Here is a 19,778-nt window from a genome sequence, read left to right as displayed (position 1 = left end):
GCCCGGGAGGACGTCCCGAGCGCCCGCTGCCACGGTGAGCGGCCGCCCGGGAGCGCGTGCGAAGATGGCAGTTGCTGGTGGGAACGATCTCCGGACGGTTTCTGGGACGGTTCTCTGGCCATGGTGGACCACTACGCGCAGCGCGCGGGGCAGCCCCGGCAGGACGCCCTGCTGATGGTGCCGATCGCCACTGCGCTGATCGACGCCGACGGACGCATCCTGCACTGGAGCAGTGACGCGGAGGCGCTGCTCGGACACCCGGCGCAGGAGGCGGTGGGTGCCCGGGCCGCGACCCTGCTGACCTCCGACGAGCACCGGCCGGAGGTGCTCCAGCTGTTCCGGCAGATCCTGGCGGGCCGGCCCTGGTCCGGGGTCTTCCCGGTCCGGCACCGGGACGGGCACCTGGTGGACCTGGAGTTCCGCACCCATCCGATCCTCGGCCCCGGCGGCGCCCCGATGGTGCTGGCGGTCGCCTCCGAGGTGACCACGCTGCACCGGCTCCAGGCCGACCTGGCCCTCCTCGACGGGTTCTTCACCCAGTCCCCGGTGGGCATGGCGGTGTTCGACACCGACCTGCGCTTCGTCCGGCTGAACGAGGCGCTGGCGGACGCCAACGGCCTGAGCGTCGAACGCCCGCTGGGCCGACGGCTCACCGAGGTGCTGCCCAGGATCAACGGCCCCGAGTCCGAGGCGGTGATGCGCCGGGTGCTGGAGAGCGGCGAGCCGGTGGTGGACGACCTCGCGCACGGCCGCACCCCGGGCGACCCGGGCCACGACCACGCCTGGTCGGCCTCCTACTTCCGGCTGAGGGACCGCGGCGGCCGGGTGCTCGGGGTGTGCGCGACCGTCATCGACATCACCGAGCGGTTCCACGCCGACGCCCGGGCCGCCCGCGCCCAGGAGCGGCTGTCCCTGCTGGTCGACGCGACCGCCTCGATCGGCACCACGCTGGACCTGCGGCAGACCGCCCGGGAACTGGTCGACGCGATGGTGCCCAGGGTCGCCGACATCAGCGCGGTGTTCGGGCTGGAGGAGCTGGTGGCCGGCCGGAACGTCGAGCCGTCCCCACCGGACGCCCCCTTGCTGGTACGGCGCCTGGCGATCGCCTCCGCCGACAACCAGTACCCGGCCGAGGCGCTGCCGCTGGACGCCGTGTACGAGCTGCCGCCGGACTCCCCGTACGCCCGGGCGCTGACCGGCGGGCGCACGGTGGTGGTGCCGTCCTGGGAGCTGCCGGCGCTGAGCGAGCGCCTCAACGAGAGCCGCCGCCAGGCCTTCATCGGCGACCGCCCGCGCTCGGTGCGGATCACCCCCCTGGTGGCGCGCGGCACGACGCTCGGCATGGTGGTGTACTCGCGGCGCGGCTCGCGGGAGTCCTTCGCGGCGGCCGACATCACGCTCGGCGACGAGCTGGCCTCGCGCGCCGCCGTCGCGATCGACAACGCCCGGCTGTACCTGCGCCAGCACCGGACGGTGCTGGCCCGGCAGCAGGCGCTGCGCGAGGCCAAGGCCGCGCAGGAGCGCCTGGCGCTGGTCAACGTGGCCTCCACCCGGATCGGCACCACGCTCGATCTCGCCCAGACCGCCCAGGAGCTGGCCGAGGTGGCGACGCCGAGGCTGGCCGACACGGTGGTGGTGGAGGTGCTGGAGGAGCTGGTCCGCGGCGAGCGCGAGGCGACCGCCCCGGTGGACGGTTCGGCACTGCTGCGGCGGATGGCCTTCCACTCGGTGCGCGGCTCGACCCTGGCCCCGATCGACCGCACCGGCAACCTGCACCGCTTCCTGCCCGGTTCGCCGTACGCGTGGTGCCTGGCGCACCGCAAGCCGGTGCTGGTGCCGCGGATGGACGAGGAGGGCATGGCCTGGTTCGCCGAGGACCCGGTGCGCCGGGCCGCCGTCCGGGAGCAGAACGTGCAGTCGTTCATGGCGGTCCCGCTGATCGCGCGCGGCACGCCGGTCGGCGTGGCGGGCTTCTACCGCACCCTGGTCGAGCGCCCGTACGAGGAGGCCGACGTGGCGCTGGCCGGGGAGTTGGCGCTGCGGGCGGCCGTCTCGATCGACAACGCGCTGCTGTTCACCCGCGAGCGCGACGCGGCCGCCGCCCGGCAGCGGGCGCTGGACGAGGCGTGGGCCGCCCAGCAGCGGCTGTCGCTGCTGAACGAGGCCAGCAACCGGATCGGCACCACGCTCGATCTGTACCGCACGGCCCGGGAGTTGGTGGAGGTGGTGATCCCGCGCTTCGCCGACTTCGTCACCGTGGACCTGCGCGAGGCGGTGCTCAGCGGCGAGGAGCCCGGGGCCGTCCCGGCGGAGGGCCCGGTGCTGATGCGGGCGGTCGCGGTCGGCGACACCGGCTCGGACGGCGCCATGCACGAGGCCGCCGACGGGGTGGGCGAGACCTCGCAGTCGGCCGGCCTGTACGCGCAGAGCCTGCGCACCCGGCGCTCGATCCTGGTCGCCGAGGTGACCGAGGAGGAGCTGCGCCGGATCGTCGCCTCGCCCGACCGGGTGCAGCCGGGCCTGGACGCCGGGGTGCACTCGTACCTGATGGTGCCGCTGGTGGCGCGCGGACACGTGCTGGGCGGCGCGGAGTTCGTCCGCACCCGCAACCCGGCACCGTTCGGCCCGGAGGACCGCTCGCTGGCCGAGGAGCTGGCCGCCCGCACCGCGCTGGCGATCGACAACGCCCGGCTCTACCGCCGCGAGCGGGACACCGCGCTCACCCTCCAGCGCAGCCTGCTGCCGCAGGAGGTGCACCGCACCCTCGGCCTGGACCTCGCCTACCGCTACCTGCCGAGCAGCGTGGTCAGCGAGGTCGGCGGCGACTGGTTCGACGTGGTGCCGCTGTCCTCCGGACGGGTCGCGCTGATCGTCGGCGACGTGATGGGCCACGGCATCCGGGCCGCCGCCACGATGGGCCAGCTCCGCACGGTGGCAAGGACGTTGATCACCCTGGACCTGGACCCGGCGCGGGTGCTGTACCGGCTGGACGAGGCGACCGCGACGGTCGGCGAGGGCCAGTTCGCCACCTGCGTCTGCGTGGTGTACGACCCGGTGGACCGCCACTGCACCGCGGCCAGCGCCGGGCACCTGCCGCCCGTGGTCGCCGACACCGAGGGGCGGGCGCACCTGGTCGAGCTGCCGTCCGGCATTCCGCTCGGGGTGGGCGGAGTCGCCTTCGAGAACGCCGAGTTCACCCTCCCCGAGGAGGGCATCCTCACGCTCTACACGGACGGCCTGGTCGAGCGCCGGGGCCAGGACCTGGACGAGGGGCTGGAGCTGCTCTGCCGGACCGTCGCCGACCGGCGCGACTCGCTGGAGCAGACCTGCGAGGCCGTCCTGAGCCGGCTCACCGAGACCACCGGCGAGGACGACATCGCCGTCATCATGGCGCAGGTCCGCCCGCGGGGAGCCGACCGGATCGCCACCCTCCCGCTCACCGGGGACCACGCCATGGTCGCCCACTCGCGCCGCTTCACCCGCGAGACGCTGACCGCCTGGGGGCTCGACGCGCTCGCCGACTGGGCCGAACTGCTCACCAGCGAGCTGATCACCAACGCCCTGGTGCACGCCGGATCGCCCACCCAGCTGCGGCTGTACTGCAACCGGGTGCTCACCGTCGAGGTCGCCGACCAGGAGTCCGAGGTGCCGCGGATCCGCCGTGCCCGCAGCGAGGACGAGGGCGGCCGGGGCATCCACCTGGTCAACGAGCTCGCGCACCGCTGGGGCAGCCGCCGGACCAAGGACGGCAAGGTGGTCTGGTTCGAGCTGGAGCTGCCCCCGGGGACCGACCCACCCGCCTGAACGGCCGCCCCACCCGCCCGAGCGGCCGCCCCACCCGCGTGGACAACGGACGGTTGTCGGGCCACCGCCGCGGTTGTTGGCCCGGCGGGCCGCCCCGGCGGTTGTCTGGTGCCACGAGCGGGACGGCCCCGCCCGGACGAACCGCAGGAGCCCACCGTGCAGCACCCCGACGCCCGCACCGTCGTCACCGACTACGTCACCCTCCTCGCGGCGGGCGACCGCGAGGCCGCGATCGCCCTGTTCGCCGAGGACGCCACCTGGAGCTACCCGGGCGGCCTCCCGCTCTCCCGCACCTGGCACGGCAAGCAGGAGATCTTCGGTGACTTCCTCGGCCGGGTCGGTGCCCTGTTCGCCGCCGACGGCCTGCCGGTCATCACCCTCACCCACGTCCTCGCCGACGGCCCGCAGGCGGTGGCCGAGTGGACCACCGTCGGCACGGCCGCCAACGGCGCCGCGTACGAGAACCGCTGCCTGGGGGTGTTCACCGTGACGGACGGCCTGATCACCGCCGTCCGCGAGTACCTGGACACCGACCACGTGGCCCGGACGCTGCTGGCCTGACCACGGCCCGCTCCGCGCGGCCCGCCCCTCAGGGCCTGTGAACGTCCTGGGACCCGGTCGCAGCGCCGTCGGCCCAGCCCTGGGGGTCGGTCCAGGCCGCCAGCGTGCGGCGGGTCTCGAAACGGCGCTCGCGGCCGGTCAGCGGGTCGGTGAACTCGACGGTCGAGGCGAGCAGCTGCAGCGGGCCGCGGAAGTCGTCCGGGGCCGGCTCGGTCAGCACCACCGGATAGACCGGGTCGCCGAGGATCGGCAGTCCGAGGCCGCACATGTGCAGCCGCAGCTGGTGGGTGCGCCCGCTCAGCGGCCGCAGCCGGTAGCGGGCCAGGCCGTCGCGGCGCTCCAGCAGGTCGATCCGGCTCTCGCTGTTCGGCGGGGCGTCGATCTCCCGCGCGGCGATCACCCCGCGCTCCTTGACGATGTGGCTGCGCACGGTGCGCGGCAGGCTCAGCTCCGGGTCGTACGCGGCGATCGCCCGGTACTCCTTGCGCACCAGGCGGTCCCGGAACAGCGTCTGGTAGGCGCCGCGGTCCTCCGGGCGGACGACGAACATGGCCAGGCCCGCGGTGAGCCGGTCCAGGCGGTGGGCGGGGCTGAGCGCGGGCAGGTCGAGGCTGTGCCGCAGCCGGGACAGCGCCGTCTCGGCCACGTGCCGGCCGCGCGGGGTGGTGGCCAGGAAGTGCGGTTTGTCGACGACCACCAGGTGCTCGTCGCGGTGCAGCACGACCAGCTCGAAGGGGACGCGCACCTCCTCGGGCCGGTCCCGGTGGAACCAGAGGTGGGCGCCGGGCCGGAACGGCTCCGCCGGGGCGACGGGGCCGTGCTCGCCGACGATCTCGCCGTCCCGCAGGGCCGCGTCGATCCGCTCGGCCGGGACGGCGGGCAGCCGGTCCACCAGGTGGTCCCGCACCGTCGACCAGGGGCCTTCGAGCGGCAGCCGGAGGTGCACCGGGTCCACGCCGTGGCGCTGCGGGAGGGGGGAGGCCGGTCGGCGGCTCTTGCGTCTCATCTCCCGGCCCAGCGTAGTGCGCGCCGGCGCGCGACCCGCGGCCGAGGTGCTGACCCGGGGCCGGGCAGGGACAGTGGACCGGAGGCCCTCGTTCCGCCGGGGGCCTCCGACCGTACGCCGGGCCGGGCGGCCGGCGGACCGGGGTGCGGCCGGACCCGACCCGCCCCGGCCGACCGATCTGCACACCGACCGGCCGGACCACCCCCGGGATCGACCCGCCGGAGCGACCGACCGGCACCACTGGAGGACGCGTGACCGCCGACGGCCCGGACGGGGTGCCGCCGCTGCACCTGCCGAGGCGGACCCGGCTGCTGCTCTACGGCGCGCTCCTGCTGCTGGTCGCCGCCGTCGTGGCCGCACTGGCGATCGGGCCCGGAACCACCCTGGCCCCGCTGCTCGCGGTGGCCCCGGTGCTCGCCGGCGCGACCACCCGGCGGGCCCGGGTGCCGCTGCTGGTCGGTGCGGTGGCGCTGCTCACCGTCGGGCTGCTGGAGTCGGCCAACGCGCAGCTGCCGCTCTCGGTCCGGATCAGCGTGCCGGTCACCGTCCTGGCCTCGACCCTGGCCAGCGCCGCCAGTGTCGTCCTGGTGGCGGCCCGCGAGCGGGAGCTGTTCCAGGTCCGGACGGTGGCCGAGGCGGCGCAGCGGGCCCTGCTGCGCCCGCCGCCGGAGCGGATCGGGCCGTTGCGCGTGGCGGTGCGGTACGTGGCGGCGGCCGCCGAGGCGCGGATCGGCGGGGACCTGTACGCCGTGGTGGAGACCCGTTTCGGGGTGCGCATCCTGCTCGGCGACGTCCAGGGGCACGGACTGCCGGCGGTGGAGACGGCGGCGGACGTCCTCGGGGTGTTCCGGGAGGCCGCCCGGACCGAACCCGATCCCGGCCGGCTCGCCGAACGGCTGGACGCGGCGCTCGCCGCCCGGCCGTCGGACGAGGGGCGGTTCGCCACCGCGCTGCTGCTCGACGTGGCGGCGGACCGGGGGCCGGTGCGGCTGGTGAACTGCGGCCACCCGCCCCCGCTGCTGCGCCGGGCGGGCCGGGTGAGCGAGCTGGAGCCGCCGTTCCCGGCGCCGCCGCTGGGGCTGCTCGGGCTCACCGGCGGCGGGTACCCGGACCGGCGCTTCGAGCCGGAGCCGGGTGACGTCCTGCTCCTGCACACCGACGGGGTGTCGGAGGCCCGGGACGCCGGGGGCCGGTTCTACCCCATCGCGGAGCGGCTGCCCGGCCTGCACGGCGGCTCGCCGGCGGACCTGCTGGACGCCGTGCTGGAGGACGTCGGCGACTGGGTCGGGGCCACCGGGCTGGCCGACGACGCGGCGGTGCTGGCGATCCGCTGGGAGCCGTGACCGGGCCGCGCCGCCGGCTCCGGCGGCTCCGCCGAGCGGCCCGGACGCGATTGTCAGTGGGGTGTGCAAGGCTCGGTTCGCGGTCGGCGGGGAGCCGGCCGACCAGCAGTGGACGGTCGACGAGGGGACGGTGCCATGGGGAACAGGGCGAGCGGGTCGTTCGAGCTCACCGCGTTCGAGCCGGTGGAGACGGAGGAGCGGGAGGGTGCGGCCTTCGGGCGGGTCCGGATCGCCAAGACCTTCACGGGCGGGCTGAGCGGGGCGAGCGAGGTGCGGATGCTCTCCGTCACGGGCCCCTCCGGCAGCCCGGCCTCGTACGTCGCGGTGGAGCACGTGACGGGTGAACTGGACGGGCGCGCGGGCTCGTTCGTGCTCCAGCACACGGCCTGGGACACCGCCGGCACGACGATACGCGTGGTGCCGGGCACGGGCGCGGGCGAGCTGGCCGGGATCACCGGGGAGTTCCGGCTGACCGTCGACGAGTCCGGCGCCCACACCTACGTCCTGGAGTACGAGCTGGGCTGACGCCGGCCCCGCGCGCCGCGGCCGGCTGTCCGGCTGCCCGGCTGTCCGGCCCGTCAGAGGACGGGCTGGCCCGCTTCCAGCCGCCGGATCGCGGCCCGGACCGCGGTCGCACAGCTCCAGAACAGCGGCAGGGTGTTGGTCGCCCGGTCGGCGCGGGTGTTCTTGCCCGGGGCGAACATCGCGGCCCGCAGCTCGGTGGTCATCTCCAGCTGGGCGCCCATCCCGAGCAGGCTGCGGTTGCAGATGTTCTCCGGGGAGATGCCCGCGATCTCCTCCTCGCCGGAGGCGGTCACCGCCCGGATGCCCGCCGCCGCGAACTCCTCCATCAGGTACTGGCGGAGGGTGGCGTTCAGGCCGCCGACCAGCACGGCCTGGGCACCGGCCTCCAGGCCGGCCTGGGCGGCGGTGCAACCGTGCAGCGACACCACGTTGAGGCTGCCGCCGCACATCGCCCGGGCCACGCCGTCGTCGCAGTGGGTCGAGGTGACGTGCAGCTCGCTGTTGTTGGAGGAGCGCAGGCCCTCGAACATCCAGTAGTCGTGCGTCGGCCCGGCGGCCGGGGTCGGCGCGAGGTCGGCCGGGTGGTAGCCGGCGACGGCCAGGCAGAGTTCGGAGGTGCCGACCTCGATGCCGCCGCCGTGCGGGGCGATGACGGTCGTCCGGACGACGGACGTGCGGCCCTGCAGGCTCTGGTCGTCCATCAGGTGCCGGCGGTAGCGGCGGCCGTAGTCCACGCCCTCGACCACGGTCGTGCTGGCGTAGAGGGCCGTGTTGGAGGGGTACAGGTCGGCGGCGGCGCTCGCGGGGGTGCTTCCCACGACGGCACCGAGGGTGCCGAGGGCCGGGGCCGCGGCGAACGCGGCGATGAGGGTTCGTCGGTTGATCACGGCAGGGATGATGGCAGGAGGTGGGGGATCGGCAAAGCCCCTGCAACGTCATGACCGAATACGTGCCATGCCACGGACGGAATCAGCCTGATCGTGTGACACCGGCTCGACGGGCTCGTGCTGCGTCCACCGGGCACCCGCCCACGCTGTCACGATGATGCGATCAGTGCACGATCGGCATCGGAGGGTGGCGCATGCCCGGCACGGCGGTGGATCGTACGACGGCAGCGGGGGCGCGGGCGGCCACGAGGACGGCCGCGGTCGGGCGGGTGATCGACCGGCTGCGGCGGATCGGGGCGGGGCTGCCCCCGGCCGACGGCGTGGCGGTCTTCAACCGGATCTACCTCACCGTGACGCAGGCGGTGCGCGACCGGCTGGACCACGGGTGCTTCGTCGACCCGCGGGCGACGGCCGAGCTGGACGTGGTGTTCGCCGGGCACTACCTGCGGGCCGTGGCCGCCGACGCGGCCGGACGGGAGCCGCCCGCCTGCTGGCGGCCGCTGTTCGCGCTGCGCGCCCACCCGGGAGTGCACCCGCTGCAGTTCGCACTGGCCGGGATGAACGCCCACATCCAGCACGACCTGCCGCTGGCCGTCGTGGACACCTGCCGCCGCCGGGGCTGCGAGCCCGCCGCCGTCGAGGAGGACTACCACCGGATCAACCGGGTGCTGGCCGAGGTGGAGACGGCCGTCCGGGAGCAGCTGATGCCCGGCCCCGACCTGCTGGAGCTCGCCGAGCCGCTCCCCCACCTGCTCGGCGTCTGGTCGGTCGGGGCCGCCCGGGAGGGCGCCTGGAACGCCGTGGAGGCGCTGTGGGAGCTGCGGTACCTGCCGGGCGCGGCCCGGGCCTTCGCCGCCGCGCTGGACGGTTCGGTCGGACTGCTCGGCCGCGCCCTGCTGCTCCCGCTCGGAGCACTGCTCCCACCCCGGCCGGACGGGGTGCCGGGCGCCGGTCCGGACGGCGTACCGGGCACCGGACCGGACGGGGTGCCGGGCACCGGGCGGCAGGCCTCCGTGACGGCCGCGGCCGCCCGGCTCCCCGAGGCGAGGAACCGGCCGGCCGGCGGTACGGACGCGGGCGCCGCGGGCGCCGGCGGCGATCAGGCCCAGCTGGAGTGCAGCGGCTTGCCCTCGGCGTAGCCGGCCGCGCTCTGGATGCCCACGATCGCCTTCTCGTGGAACTCCTCCAGACTGGCAGCGCCCGCGTAGGTGCAGGAGCTGCGGACGCCCGCGATGATCGAGTCGATCAGGTCCTCGACGCCCGGGCGGGCCGGGTCGAGGAACATCCGGGAGTGCGAGATGCCCTCCTCGAACAGCGCCTTGCGGGCCCGGTCGTACGAGGAGTCCTGGGCGGTGCGGTTGCTCACCGCACGGGCCGAGGCCATGCCGAAGCTCTCCTTGTACTGGCGGCCGTCGGCGGCGGTCTGGAGGTCGCCCGGGGACTCGTAGGTACCGGCGAACCAGGAGCCGATCATCACGTTGGAGGCGCCGGCGGCCAGCGCCATCGCGACGTCGCGCGGGTGGCGCACGCCGCCGTCCGCCCAGACGTGCTTGCCGAGCCGGCGCGCCTCGGCGGCGCACTCCAGGACGGCGGAGAACTGCGGCCGGCCGACGCCGGTCATCATCCGGGTGGTGCACATGGCGCCGGGGCCGACGCCGACCTTGAGGATGTCGGCGCCCGCCTCGACCAGGTCGCGGACACCGACGGCGGAGACCACGTTGCCGGCCACGATCGGGACCTGCGGGTCCAGTCCGCGCACCGCGCGCAGCGCGCTGATCATGGACTCCTGGTGGCCGTGCGCGGTGTCGACCACCAGCACGTCGGCGCCGGCCTCGATCAGCGCCTCGGCCTTGCCCGCGACGTCGCCGTTGATGCCGACGGTGGCGGCGATCCGCAGCTTGCCGGCCGCGTCCAGGGCCGGGGTGTAGAGGGTGGCGCGCAGCGCGCCCTTGCGGGTGAGGAGGCCGACCAGCCGGCCCTCGCCGTCCACGACCGGGGCGAGCTTGCGGTGCGCCTCGGTGAGCTTGTCGAAGGCGGTCCGCGGGTCGATGCCCTCGTCCAGCACCAGCAGCTCGCGGGACATGATGTCGGCCAGGCTGGTGAAGCGGTCCACGCCCTGGCAGTCGGACTCGGTGACCACGCCGACCGGCCTGCCGTCCTCGACCACCACGAGGGCGCCGTGGGCGCGCTTGGGCAGCAGCGAGACGGCCTCGGCCACGGTGGCGCCCGGGGCGAGCGTGATGGGGGTGTCGAAGACCAGGTGGCGCTGCTTGACCCAGGAGACGACCTCGGCGATGACCTCGGTGGGGATGTCCTGCGGGATGGCGACCAGGCCGCCGCGGCGGGCGACGGTCTCGGCCATCCGGCGGCCGGCGATGGCGGTCATGTTGGCCACGACCAGCGGGATGGTGGTGCCGGTGCCGTCGTTCGAGGAGAGGTCCACGCCCTGCCGGGAGCCCACGGCGGAACGGCTGGGGACCATGAAGACGTCGTCGTACGTCAGGTCGTACGAGGGCTTGAGGTCGTTCAGGAAGCGCATGAAGAAGGGCTCTCTGGCTGGGGGATACACCTCGGGTGCGGTTGCGGCGATGCCGCCGGAGCGCACTCGGGCGCCCGGCACCCAGCATTCGATTCTCCGTGAGGGCGGGGCCAAAAGCCAGTTCGAGGAGCTTTGCTGGGGCTGTCCACAAACCGTGATCAATGCTCCGCGCGTAGACATGGAGGATCATCCAAAGACCCCCTCCGACGTCCGGTTTTCGCCCCGGTCCGGACCGCTCCCGTAGCATTCACGCGGTAACGGGCATGGCTTCACGCGTGTGGGCGTGGCGAACGGGAAAGCGGCAGCAGGCGTGAGCATCGGGCAGACGGACATCGAACAGACGGACATCGCGCGGCCGGACATCGCGCCGGACCGGATCGGGGACGCCGAGGAGATCGACTACGGTCCCGGCCTCGACCCCGAGCGGCTGAGGCTCTGCCTGGAGGTGATCGCCGAGCTCGACGAGCTGCACGTGGACCACCCGGACGCGATCACCGTCCGCCAGGCCGTCGGCGGCATATTCCGCACCCTGAAGCAGCGTCGCCGCCAGGAGACCCGGGCCCGCAAGACCGCCAACGACCGTGAGGTCACCGCCCGCACCGCCACCGGTGCGCCGAGCCGGATCGACGACGAGACGGCCGGCGCCTTCGGCCTGACCACCGTCACCACCACCGAGATCGCCGGCATCCTGGAGCGCCCGCGCTCCTGCTACACCTGCAAGCAGCGGTACGTCGAGGTCGACGCCTTCTACCACAACCTCTGCCAGAACTGCGCGGTCAAGAACCGCGCCCGCCGGGACGCCCGCGCCGACCTCACCGGCAAGCGCGCGCTGCTCACCGGCGGCCGCGCCAAGATCGGGATGTACATCGCGCTGATGCTGCTGCGCGACGGCGCCCACACCACCATCACCACCCGCTTCCCCAACGACGCGATCCGCCGCTTCAAGGCGATGCCGGACAGCGCCGAGTGGATCCACCGCCTCAAGATCGTCGGCATCGACCTGCGCGACCCGGCCCAGGTGCTGGCGCTGGCCGACGAGGTCGCCGCCGACGGCCCGCTGGACATCCTGATCAACAACGCCGCGCAGACCGTGCGCCGCCCGCCGGAGTCCTACCGCGAGCTGGTGAACGCCGAGTCCGCGCCGCTGCCGGCCGGCGAGCTGCCGCAGGCCACCACCATCGGCCGCTTCGGCAGCGGCAGCGTCGACCTGCCCGCACTCCCCCACCAGGCGGGCGGCGACGTGCAGCGGATCACCGCCGAGGACGTCACCTCGCTGGCCCTGGTCACCGGCTCCGCCACGCCCGCCCGGATCGCGGCCGGCACCGCGATCGACGCCGGCGGCCTGGTGCCCGACCTCGCGGACACCAACAGCTGGGTGCAGACCGTCTCGGAGGTCGGCCCGATGGAGCTGCTGGAGGTCCAGCTCTGCAACTCCACCGCGCCGTTCATCCTGATCAGCCGGCTGCGCCCGGCGATGGCCGCCTCCTCGTCCCGCCGCAAGTACGTGGTCAACGTCTCCGCGATGGAGGGCGTGTTCGCGCGCGGCTACAAGGGCGCCGGCCACCCGCACACCAACATGGCCAAGGCCGCGCTCAACATGCTCACCCGCACCAGCGCGGAGGAGATGTTCCAGTCCGACGGCATCCTGATGACCGCCGTGGACACCGGCTGGATCACCGACGAGCGCCCGCACCCGGACAAGATGCGGCTCGCCGACGAGGGCTTCCACGCCCCGCTCGACCTGGTCGACGGCGCGGCGCGGGTGTACGACCCGATCGTGCGCGGCGAGGCCGGCGAGGACCTGTACGGCTGCTTCCTCAAGGACTACGACCGCGCCAACTGGTGACCTGCTGAAGGAGATGGCGAGTTGAGCACAGCACCGACCGCACCGCTGCTCGGCGCGGGGATCATCGTGCCCACCGGGGACGGCCGGGTGCTGATCGGCCGCCGGACCACCGCCGGCGAGCCGCCCACCTGGAGCCTGCCCGGCGGCAAGGTCGACCTCGGCGAGTCCTTCGAGCGGACCGCGGCCCGCGAACTCGCCGAGGAGACCGGCATCGTGCTGCCCGCCGAGGAGATGCGGGTGCTCGCCGTCCACCTCGACCACGAGCTCGGCCGGCCCAGGCTGACCGCCGCCGTGCTGGCGCCGCCCAGCCTGGCCGAGGCCGTGGTCACCGAGCCGCACGCCTGCGCCGGCTGGGAGCGCCTCCCGGTGGACGCGCTGCCGGAGCCGATGTTCTACCCGTCCGCGCTGGTCCTCGGCAGCTGGCTGCCGGGGCTGTCCCCGCAGGTGCGGGCCGGGACGCACGGCTACCCCGTCGCCCGCTGAGGGCGGGCGGCGGGGCAGCCTCCGGGCCGGGGTGGTCAGCCGTTGCGGGCCGCCTCCGGCCCGGTGATCCGCTTCAGCAGCGGCAGGGTGGAGGCGATGATCCCGACCGAGGCGACGATGCCGAGGGCGACGACGCCGAAGTACACCGCCCCGGGCGACACCAGGCCGTAGTCCATCTGGGACGAGAGGAACAGGGCCGCGGCGGCGAAGGCCGCGCCGAGCGAGATCACCGCCACCGCCAGCAGCGGCAGCACGCTCTCCAGCGCGATCACCCGCTGCAGCAGGCGCAGCGGCGACCCCGTGAGCCGCAGCATCGCGAACGGCCGCCTGCGGTCGGAGAGCCCGGCCACCACGCTGACCGCGAGGCTGCACCCGGCGATCGGAAGCGTGGTCAGCAGCACGACGTTCGCCAACTGCCGCCATCCGGCGAGCTGTTGCTGACCTTCGGTGGCCCAGTCGCCGACCGTGTGCGCGTCGTGGTCCGGCCATGCCGCGGTGAAGACCGTCCGGACCCGTTCCTTCGCCGCCGCCGATCCGTCGGTCGTGGCGTAGAGCGCCTGGACCGGGAGCCCGGCGACCTCCTCCGCGGAGATCGGGGCGGCGGGCCACTCGGTGTCGGGGTGCGACGTGAGGTTGAGGAAGTCGCGCAGAGGGACGGCGGCGACGCTCGCCCCGGCCGCGCAGTGGCCGACCACGGGGATCCGGGCGAGGTCCGCGCAGGACACCAGGCCGGGGGTCATGAGCGGGGCGTCCGGGCGCGGGTTCACGGGGTACTTCGCGAGCCCGTCCGGATTGCTGTGGACCACCGCGAGGCCCTTGAAGCCCGGCACCGCCCGCACCTCGGCCAGCACCCGCTCCGGCGTCGAGCCCGCCAACGGCGGCCGGCCGTCCCGGAACTCGCCCTGCACCACGGACGCCCGGGACATCGGATCGCCGCCCAGCGAACCGCGGTTGGCGTTGATCGTGCCGATGATGCAAACCGTCGACGTGGTGACGAACAGTGCCAGGATCAGGCCGCTGACCGCGCGGAACCCGGTCTTCGGGTCGTCCGCGAGCCGGCGCACCGCGATCAGCGTGGCCGGGCGGCCGGTGCGGCGGGCGACCGTACGGGCGGCGACCATGGTCAGCCACGGCCCGGCGATCACCAGGCCCAGCATCACCAGCAGGAACCCGGGCAGGTAGGCCGCGGCCTGCCCGTTGCCGGTGGCCGGGCGGCGGCCGACGAAGTACACCAGCTCCGCGAGCCCGGCCAGCAGCGGGATCAGCCGCCAGGCCCGGGGCGGCTGCGGGGTGACCCGCCGGCTGACGCCCAGGGGGGAGATGGCGACCCGGCGCAGCGCGAACCGGGCCGCGACCGCTGCGGCCAACGGCACGGCCAGGGCGGTGCCCAGTATCTGGAGCCCGGTCAGGGTCAGGTCGTCGAGGTGGAAGCGGCCGCCGGTGAAGGGCACCTCGGCCGCCGGCGAGCGCAGCGCGCGGTAGAGGCCGAAGCCGGCGACCGTACCGGCCACCGCGGCGACGGTGGACTCGACCGCGGCGATCAGCGCGATCTGCCGCGGGGTGGCGCCGACCAGCCGCATCGCGGCGAACCGCTGCTCCCGGGTGGCGGCGGACAGGCGGGTCGCGGTGCCGATGAAGATCAGCACCGGGAAGATCATCGCACCGCCCACGACGGACAGGATGAGCGTCATCGCATCGCCCCGGATGCCCCGGCTCAGGCAGTCACCGTTCCCGCACTCGGGTCGGGTCGTGGCGATGGTGGTGACGGCGACGGCCCCGTGCGCGCCCTTGACCTCGTCGACCGTCCGGCCCACGAGCACGGCCAGGGTGTCCGGGGACGGCATCGCCGAGTCGTTCAGCGTGCCGACCATCCGGCCGGGGATGCGGTCACCGAGTTCGACGGCCGGGACCTTGCGCAGCAGCTCGGCCAGGGCCGGGGAGGCGTAGTACTCCCCGGGGGCCGGCAGGCGGTCGAGCCCCGGCGGGACGGGCGAGGTCGCCCCGGTGGCGGCGAGGTCGACCTCGCGGATGTCCGAGCCGTCGTAGTAGTCCAGGTGCGGCCGCCACCAGAGCGGGTCGACCGGCGCGGCCCCGGTCCGGCTCGCGGCGCCCGTATCGAGCCAGACCTGGCGCTGGTTGGCCCGCTCGATCGCGTTCATGCTGGCGAGCGTGGACAGCAGCAGCCCGACGCCGATCGCGACCGCCGCCGCGATCATCAGCAGCCGGGCCACCGCCTCCCGGCCGCCGCTGACGGCCAGGCGGAGCGAGAAGGCGATCACGGGGCCACCGTTCCGGCTCCGGCCGAGAGCGCACGGGCCTTGCCGTCGCGGACGATCGCCTCGCGGTCGGCGAAGGCGGCGACCCGGGGCTCGTGGGTCACCAGGACGACGGTGGTGCCCTGCTCGCGGGCCGAGGCGACCATCAGGTCCATCACCTGCTCGCCGGTCAGCGAGTCCAGGGCGCCGGTCGGCTCGTCGGCGAACAGCACCTGCGGGCGGGCCACCAACCCGCGGGCCAGCGCGACCCGTTGCGCCTGACCGCCCGACAGCTCGCCGGAGCGGCGCTTCTCCAGGCCGTCCAGGCCGAGCCGGGCGAACCACGGCCGGGCCTCCGCCAGCGCGGCGGAACGGCGCACGCCGTTCAGCAGCAGCGGCAGGGCGACGTTCTCCTCGGCCGTCAACTCCGGCACCAGCTGGCCGAACTGGAACACGAAGCCGAACCTGTCGCGGCGCAGGGCACTGCGCTGCGCCTCCGGCATCGCGTCCAGTCGCTTCCCGCCGAACAGCACCTCGCCCGCGTCGGGCACCAGGATGCCGGCCAGGCAGTGGAGCAACGTCGACTTGCCCGAGCCGCTGGGGCCCATGACGGCGAGCACCTCGCCGGCCTCCACGGACAGGCTCGCCCCGCGCAGCGCCGGCGTCTCGCCGAAGGCGAGGGCGACGTCCCGGGCCTCGATGACCGCGGTCATGCGTTCACCTCCGCGGCGAGCGCGTCCAGGCGGGCGGCGGTGAGGTCGATCCAGCGCAGGTCGGCCTCCAGGTGGAACAGGCCGTGGTCGGCGAGCAGGGCGTCCACCAGGGCGCCGGTGCGGCGCAGTTCGGTGAGTTCGCGCATCCGGCGCAGGTGGGCGGCGCGCTGGGTGTCCAGGTAGTGCTCGGCGTCGCGGCCCAGCATCAGGGCCAGCACCACCTTGGTGAACAGCACGGACTGGAGGTTGGGCTCGGGTGCGACCGGTTCCCGCAGCCAGGTCTCGAACTCGGTCGCCCCGGTCTCGGTGATGACGTACCGCTTGCGCTCGGGCCCGTCGCCGGGCTCCGCCTCGCCGGCCATCACCTTGCCGTCGCGGGCCAGTCGGCCGAGGGTCGCGTAGACCTGACCGTACGGAAGGGGCTTGCCGCGGCCGAAGAGGGCGTCGTAGTCGCGCTTGAGGTCGTAGCCGTGGCTGGGCTCACGCTCCAGCAGCCCCAGGAGGGTCAAAGGAACACTCATGGAGGGAAACATACACCCGGCGTATACTCCGAGTGTATATCCGGGCAGAATAAGGCCATGACCTGGGACGTCGTCAGCTTCCCTGCGGGGCAGGGGCGGAGAGCGGCCAGGTGCCGGGCACGGCACAGGCAGGGGGTGACCCCACGACCACCCCCTGCCCCATACCTCGACCCGGCGCCCCCACGGCCGAACCGGGCCACGGCCGCGCCCAAGCACCGGGAGGGCGCCGCCGCTCCCCAGCCTGCCCGGACCGCCCGGCGGATGCCGAGGGCCGAACGTCCCGACTGCGGGGCCGAGCGGCCCTGGCGGTCCTCCGGGCGCGCACGAGTCTTGTGCGCGGAGGCCCGCCGGGGGGAGATTGGGGCGGGAACCACCCTGCGCCCCCGCGTCCCTGAGGAGCCCTCACCGTGTCCAGCACACCCCGCCCGGCCCGGCCCGCGTCGCTCCCCCGACGCGCCGGCCGACAGCTGCGGCGGGCCCTCGGTGCCCGGCACGAGCCGCTCGTCCGCCCCCTCGACCGCTCCCGGGCCCGCGCCTGGCTGTCCGCCCTGCTCGGCGCGGTGCTCGCGCTCGCCCTCGCCACGGGCGGCTCCCTGCTCCTCTACCGCTCCACCGCCCACCTGGCCGACACCGACCGCGCACGGCTGCAGCAGGTCGACGCCGTGGTCCGCGGCGTCCCGGACCGCGCCACCGCCGTCGGCAGCCGCTTCGCCGGCGGCTACAGCAACCGGATCGACGCCGACGCGGCCTGGACCGCCCCCGACGGCACCCGGCACGTCGGCACCGTCCAGGCCCCGCACTCCGCCGTCACCGGCAGCCACGTCCCCGTCTGGGTCGATCCGGCCGGCGCCGTCTCCGCTCCCCCGGCCGACCGCGTGGCCCTCGCGGTCTCCGCCGCCTGCACGGGCGCCGGGGCCCTCCTCGCCCTCCTGGCCCTGCTCGCGCTCGCCCTCCGGCTGCGCCTCCACGCCCTCGACCGCCGTGCCGAGACCGCCTGGAGCACCGGCTGGGCCCGCCTCGAACCCCGCTGGAGCGGCCGCGCCGGCCACCGCAGCGAGGACTGACCGGGGCCGGGGCCCGACCCCGGCCCGTCAGTCGCCGGTGACGCCCCAGAAGTAGAGGCCGTCAGGAGCGCCGTCCGGCCCGTAGGTGACCGTGCAACAGCCCGAGCCCCGGAAGGAGGGCGGGAAGTCGATGTCGCCCGCGCCCTTCTCCTCGGCGGCGCGGACGACGTCCAGCGAAGGCCGGTCGGTGCCGAACAGCTCCACGACCTCGGCCCCCTCCACCACCCGGACATCGCCGTGGTCCTCCTCGTCGACGGCGCAGTGGACCACGGTGACCACGTCCAGCACGGAGTGCGCGCCCTGCTCGTCGAGCCGGCCGGAGTCCATGAGCTCCGCGAGCGATCCGAGCTCCTCCCGCAGGTCGTACCCGTCCTCCGCGAAGACCTTCTCCCTCAGCGCGTCCAGGGCGGCCTGAAGGTCCTCCCGATGGGGAACCGCGTACGACCAGGCGCCGGCGCCCATGCAACTCACCTGTCCCTCACGACGATCCGTAGGCCGCGGCCTGCCGGGACGGTAGCGCATCGGGCGGACCGCGGCTCCGGGGCCGTCGTCGCCGGGTCAGCGGGGGCGGGTCCAGGCCGGGGCGGGGGTGGGCCTGGCCGCGCGGTGGGTGAGGGCGGCGACGGCGAGGAGCAGCACGAGGGCCAGGGCGAGGGCGAGGGGGACGTTCGCGCGGAGGACGAGGACGGCGCCGAGGAGGGCACCGGCGAACATCCAGACGGCGGAGGCGAGACGGCGGGGGCCGGTGCGGTCGGCGGCCAGGGCGGTGATGGTCATGGTGAGCACGGTGGTGGTGAGGTCGGGCACCTTCAGGGCGCGGACCACCGCGTTCTGGCCGCCCATGGCGAAGCCGAGCAGCCCGATCAGGACGTAGCGGGCCGGGTCGCCGGTGTGGCCGGCCACGGCCGCCAGCACGGTGGCCGCCGCGACCAGCGCCGACTGGACGGCGACGGCGGCGGTCAGCAGGTGACCGCGGTGGCCGGGCAGACGACGGGCGAGGTGACCGCCGGCCAGCGCGCCGAGCAGGAAGGCGGCGAGGGCGGCCAGCGAGGCGGTGGCGGAGAGGTTGGCGGCGCCGGCCAGGGCGAAGCCGAGGAACACCACGTTGCCGGTCATGTTGGCGACGAAGACGTGGCCGAGTTCGAGGTAGCTGACCGCGTCCACCACTCCGGTGACCACGGTCAGCACCAGCAGCATCGGCACCAGCGGCCCGTGCTCGGGTTCGGGGGTCGGCATCGGGCCTCCAGTCGGTTCGGGCGGGGTCGGGCGGCGGTTCCGGGGCGTGCGGGGCCTGCGGTGGCACGGCGGCGCGGCGGCACGGCGACGGCGACGGCGACGGCGACGGCGACGGCGACGGCGACGGCGACGGCGCGACGGTGCTACGGCCTCAGGCGAGCGCCGGGTTGCCGGGGTCCTCCGGTTCGTCCTCCAGGTGCCAGTGCAGGTCGCGCACGCCCGGCTCCAACGACAGCCGGGTGACGACCTGTTCGAGCGCCGGGGCGACCGACCCGGTGATCGCGACGGTGGCCCGCAGGCTGGTGGCGTCCCCGCTGTCGGTGCGGCGGGCCCGCAGACCGGTCGGGGCGAGCCCGGAGGCGGCGAGGGCCTGGAGCAGCAGGGCCCGGATGTGGGTCTCGGACTTGCGGTCGCACTCCAGGTGGATGGTGGCGCGGCTGGTGGAGTCCGGGTCGCTGCCGGACTGCGGGGCCCGGTCGAGCAGTCGGCCGGCCGGGCGCAGCACCAGGTGGACGGCGAGCACGGCGAGCGTGCCGAGGACGGCCAGCTGCAGTTCGCCGGCGGCGGCCAGCACCCCGACGGCGGCCGAACACCACAGCGTGGCCGCGGTGTTGAGGCCGCGCACGCCGGCGCCGTCGCGCAGGATGACGCCACCGCCGAGGAAGCCGATGCCGGAGACGACGTACGACGCGACCCTGGTGGGACTGCCGGTGTCGCCGACGGCCTCGCTGTAGAGCACGAAGAGGGTGGCGCCGGCGGCGACCAGGGCGTTGGTGCGCAGGCCGGCCATCCGGGCCCGCCACTGGCGCTCGACGCCGATCAGCGCGCCGCAGGCGACGCCGGTGGCGAGCCGGACGAGGAAGTCGACGGTGGTCAGGGTGTGCACGACGGCACCTCCTTCACGGGAGGAGGGTACGGACGGGTGGCGAGCCGCCGCCCACCGACCGTCCGTGCGGGGCGGGCGGTGACGTGCGGTCGGCACGGCCGACGGTTCG

At 74.9% G+C, this 19,778-nt stretch carries 16 protein-coding genes and 1 pseudogene; 8 read left to right on the top strand and 9 right to left on the bottom strand.

All coding sequences use genetic code 11. The features are described from left to right. Nucleotides 1–120 precede the first annotated feature (120 nt). Together ACZ6EM_RS17130 and ACZ6EM_RS17125 are read left to right on the top strand one after the other, a co-directional pair. On the top strand, nt 121–3,804 hold the full coding sequence (locus tag ACZ6EM_RS17130) for a SpoIIE family protein phosphatase (protein ID WP_452178992.1): 3,684 nt from the start codon (nt 121–123) through the stop codon (nt 3,802–3,804). Nucleotides 3,805–3,960: 156 nt separating this feature from the next. Next, on the top strand, nt 3,961–4,365 hold the full coding sequence (locus tag ACZ6EM_RS17125) for a nuclear transport factor 2 family protein (RefSeq protein ID WP_380543927.1): 405 nt from the start codon (nt 3,961–3,963) through the stop codon (nt 4,363–4,365). 28 nt (nt 4,366–4,393) lie between these two features. On the opposite strand, the gene ACZ6EM_RS17120 is transcribed toward ACZ6EM_RS17125, so the two are convergent. After that, nucleotides 4,394–5,371, bottom strand: coding sequence for a pseudouridine synthase (locus tag ACZ6EM_RS17120; protein ID WP_452178991.1), 978 nt, complete (start codon nt 5,369–5,371; stop codon nt 4,394–4,396). 251 nt (nt 5,372–5,622) lie between these two features. Here ACZ6EM_RS17120 and ACZ6EM_RS17115 point away from each other — a divergent pair, with 251 nt between their 5' ends. Together ACZ6EM_RS17115 and ACZ6EM_RS17110 are read left to right on the top strand one after the other, a co-directional pair. Further along, nucleotides 5,623–6,714, top strand: coding sequence for a PP2C family protein-serine/threonine phosphatase (locus tag ACZ6EM_RS17115; protein ID WP_452178990.1), 1,092 nt, complete (start codon nt 5,623–5,625; stop codon nt 6,712–6,714). A gap of 135 nt (nt 6,715–6,849) precedes the next feature. Further along, on the top strand, nt 6,850–7,239 hold the full coding sequence (locus ACZ6EM_RS17110; protein ID WP_452178989.1) for a DUF3224 domain-containing protein: 390 nt from the start codon (nt 6,850–6,852) through the stop codon (nt 7,237–7,239). A gap of 53 nt (nt 7,240–7,292) precedes the next feature. Here the strand turns inward: ACZ6EM_RS17110 and ACZ6EM_RS17105 are convergent, their stop codons facing one another. Beyond that, nucleotides 7,293–8,123, bottom strand: a complete 831-nt coding sequence (locus ACZ6EM_RS17105; protein ID WP_452178998.1) for a poly-gamma-glutamate hydrolase family protein — start codon at nt 8,121–8,123, stop codon at nt 7,293–7,295. Nucleotides 8,124–8,320: 197 nt separating this feature from the next. Here ACZ6EM_RS17105 and ACZ6EM_RS17100 point away from each other — a divergent pair. Next, a pseudogene (locus ACZ6EM_RS17100) lies at nt 8,321–9,034 on the top strand (DUF5995 family protein); the annotation flags it as partial. 191 nt (nt 9,035–9,225) lie between these two features. Here the strand turns inward: ACZ6EM_RS17100 and ACZ6EM_RS17095 are convergent. Then, the gene (locus ACZ6EM_RS17095) at nt 9,226–10,665 is read right to left on the bottom strand and encodes a GuaB1 family IMP dehydrogenase-related protein (protein WP_401049512.1); all 1,440 of its coding nucleotides are present in this window, start codon (nt 10,663–10,665) and stop codon (nt 9,226–9,228) included. A 361-nt stretch (nt 10,666–11,026) separates the two neighbouring features. Here ACZ6EM_RS17095 and ACZ6EM_RS17090 point away from each other — a divergent pair, with 361 nt between their 5' ends. Next, the gene (locus tag ACZ6EM_RS17090; RefSeq protein WP_452178997.1) at nt 11,027–12,511 is read left to right on the top strand and encodes an SDR family NAD(P)-dependent oxidoreductase; all 1,485 of its coding nucleotides are present in this window, start codon (nt 11,027–11,029) and stop codon (nt 12,509–12,511) included. Between the two features lie 21 nt (nt 12,512–12,532). Then, nucleotides 12,533–12,994 (top strand): nucleotide triphosphate diphosphatase NUDT15, encoded by a 462-nt coding sequence (locus ACZ6EM_RS17085; RefSeq protein WP_465772670.1) that lies wholly within the window; start codon nt 12,533–12,535, stop codon nt 12,992–12,994. A gap of 35 nt (nt 12,995–13,029) precedes the next feature. Here ACZ6EM_RS17085 and ACZ6EM_RS17080 read toward each other — a convergent pair whose 3' ends face one another. From ACZ6EM_RS17080 to ACZ6EM_RS17070, 3 genes are read right to left on the bottom strand one after another with little or no spacing between them, the layout of a single operon-like run. Then, on the bottom strand, nt 13,030–15,273 hold the full coding sequence (locus ACZ6EM_RS17080; protein WP_465772669.1) for an FtsX-like permease family protein: 2,244 nt from the start codon (nt 15,271–15,273) through the stop codon (nt 13,030–13,032). Then, a complete protein-coding gene (locus ACZ6EM_RS17075; protein WP_401049509.1) occupies nt 15,270–15,962 on the bottom strand; it encodes an ABC transporter ATP-binding protein in 693 nt (230 codons plus the stop codon). Before ACZ6EM_RS17075 ends, ACZ6EM_RS17080 begins: the two co-directional genes overlap by 4 nt. Continuing rightward, a complete protein-coding gene (locus ACZ6EM_RS17070; protein ID WP_401049507.1) occupies nt 15,959–16,483 on the bottom strand; it encodes a PadR family transcriptional regulator in 525 nt (174 codons plus the stop codon). The genes ACZ6EM_RS17075 and ACZ6EM_RS17070 overlap by 4 nt, the downstream gene beginning before the upstream one ends. 407 nt (nt 16,484–16,890) lie before the next feature. Here ACZ6EM_RS17070 and ACZ6EM_RS17065 point away from each other — a divergent pair, with 407 nt between their 5' ends. Beyond that, entirely contained in the window at nt 16,891–17,547 is a 657-nt protein-coding gene (locus tag ACZ6EM_RS17065; protein ID WP_401054861.1) for an Rv1733c family protein, read from the top strand. A 27-nt stretch (nt 17,548–17,574) separates the two neighbouring features. Here the strand turns inward: ACZ6EM_RS17065 and ACZ6EM_RS17060 are convergent, their stop codons facing one another. From ACZ6EM_RS17060 to ACZ6EM_RS17050, 3 genes are all read right to left on the bottom strand, one after another. After that, on the bottom strand, nt 17,575–18,009 hold the full coding sequence (locus ACZ6EM_RS17060; RefSeq protein WP_465772668.1) for a hypothetical protein: 435 nt from the start codon (nt 18,007–18,009) through the stop codon (nt 17,575–17,577). Nucleotides 18,010–18,105: 96 nt separating this feature from the next. Continuing rightward, complete coding sequence (locus tag ACZ6EM_RS17055) at nt 18,106–18,783, bottom strand: YoaK family protein (RefSeq protein ID WP_401054863.1); 678 nt, start codon at nt 18,781–18,783, stop codon at nt 18,106–18,108. Between the two features lie 151 nt (nt 18,784–18,934). Continuing rightward, the gene (locus ACZ6EM_RS17050) at nt 18,935–19,669 is read right to left on the bottom strand and encodes an MgtC/SapB family protein (RefSeq protein ID WP_401054864.1); all 735 of its coding nucleotides are present in this window, start codon (nt 19,667–19,669) and stop codon (nt 18,935–18,937) included. Nucleotides 19,670–19,778: the final 109 nt, after the last annotated feature.

The sequence above is a fragment of the Kitasatospora sp. NPDC041917 genome (assembly GCF_055589745.1).
Note: the sequence above shows the minus strand (reverse complement) of the source record. Positions and strands in the feature narration are given on the sequence as shown.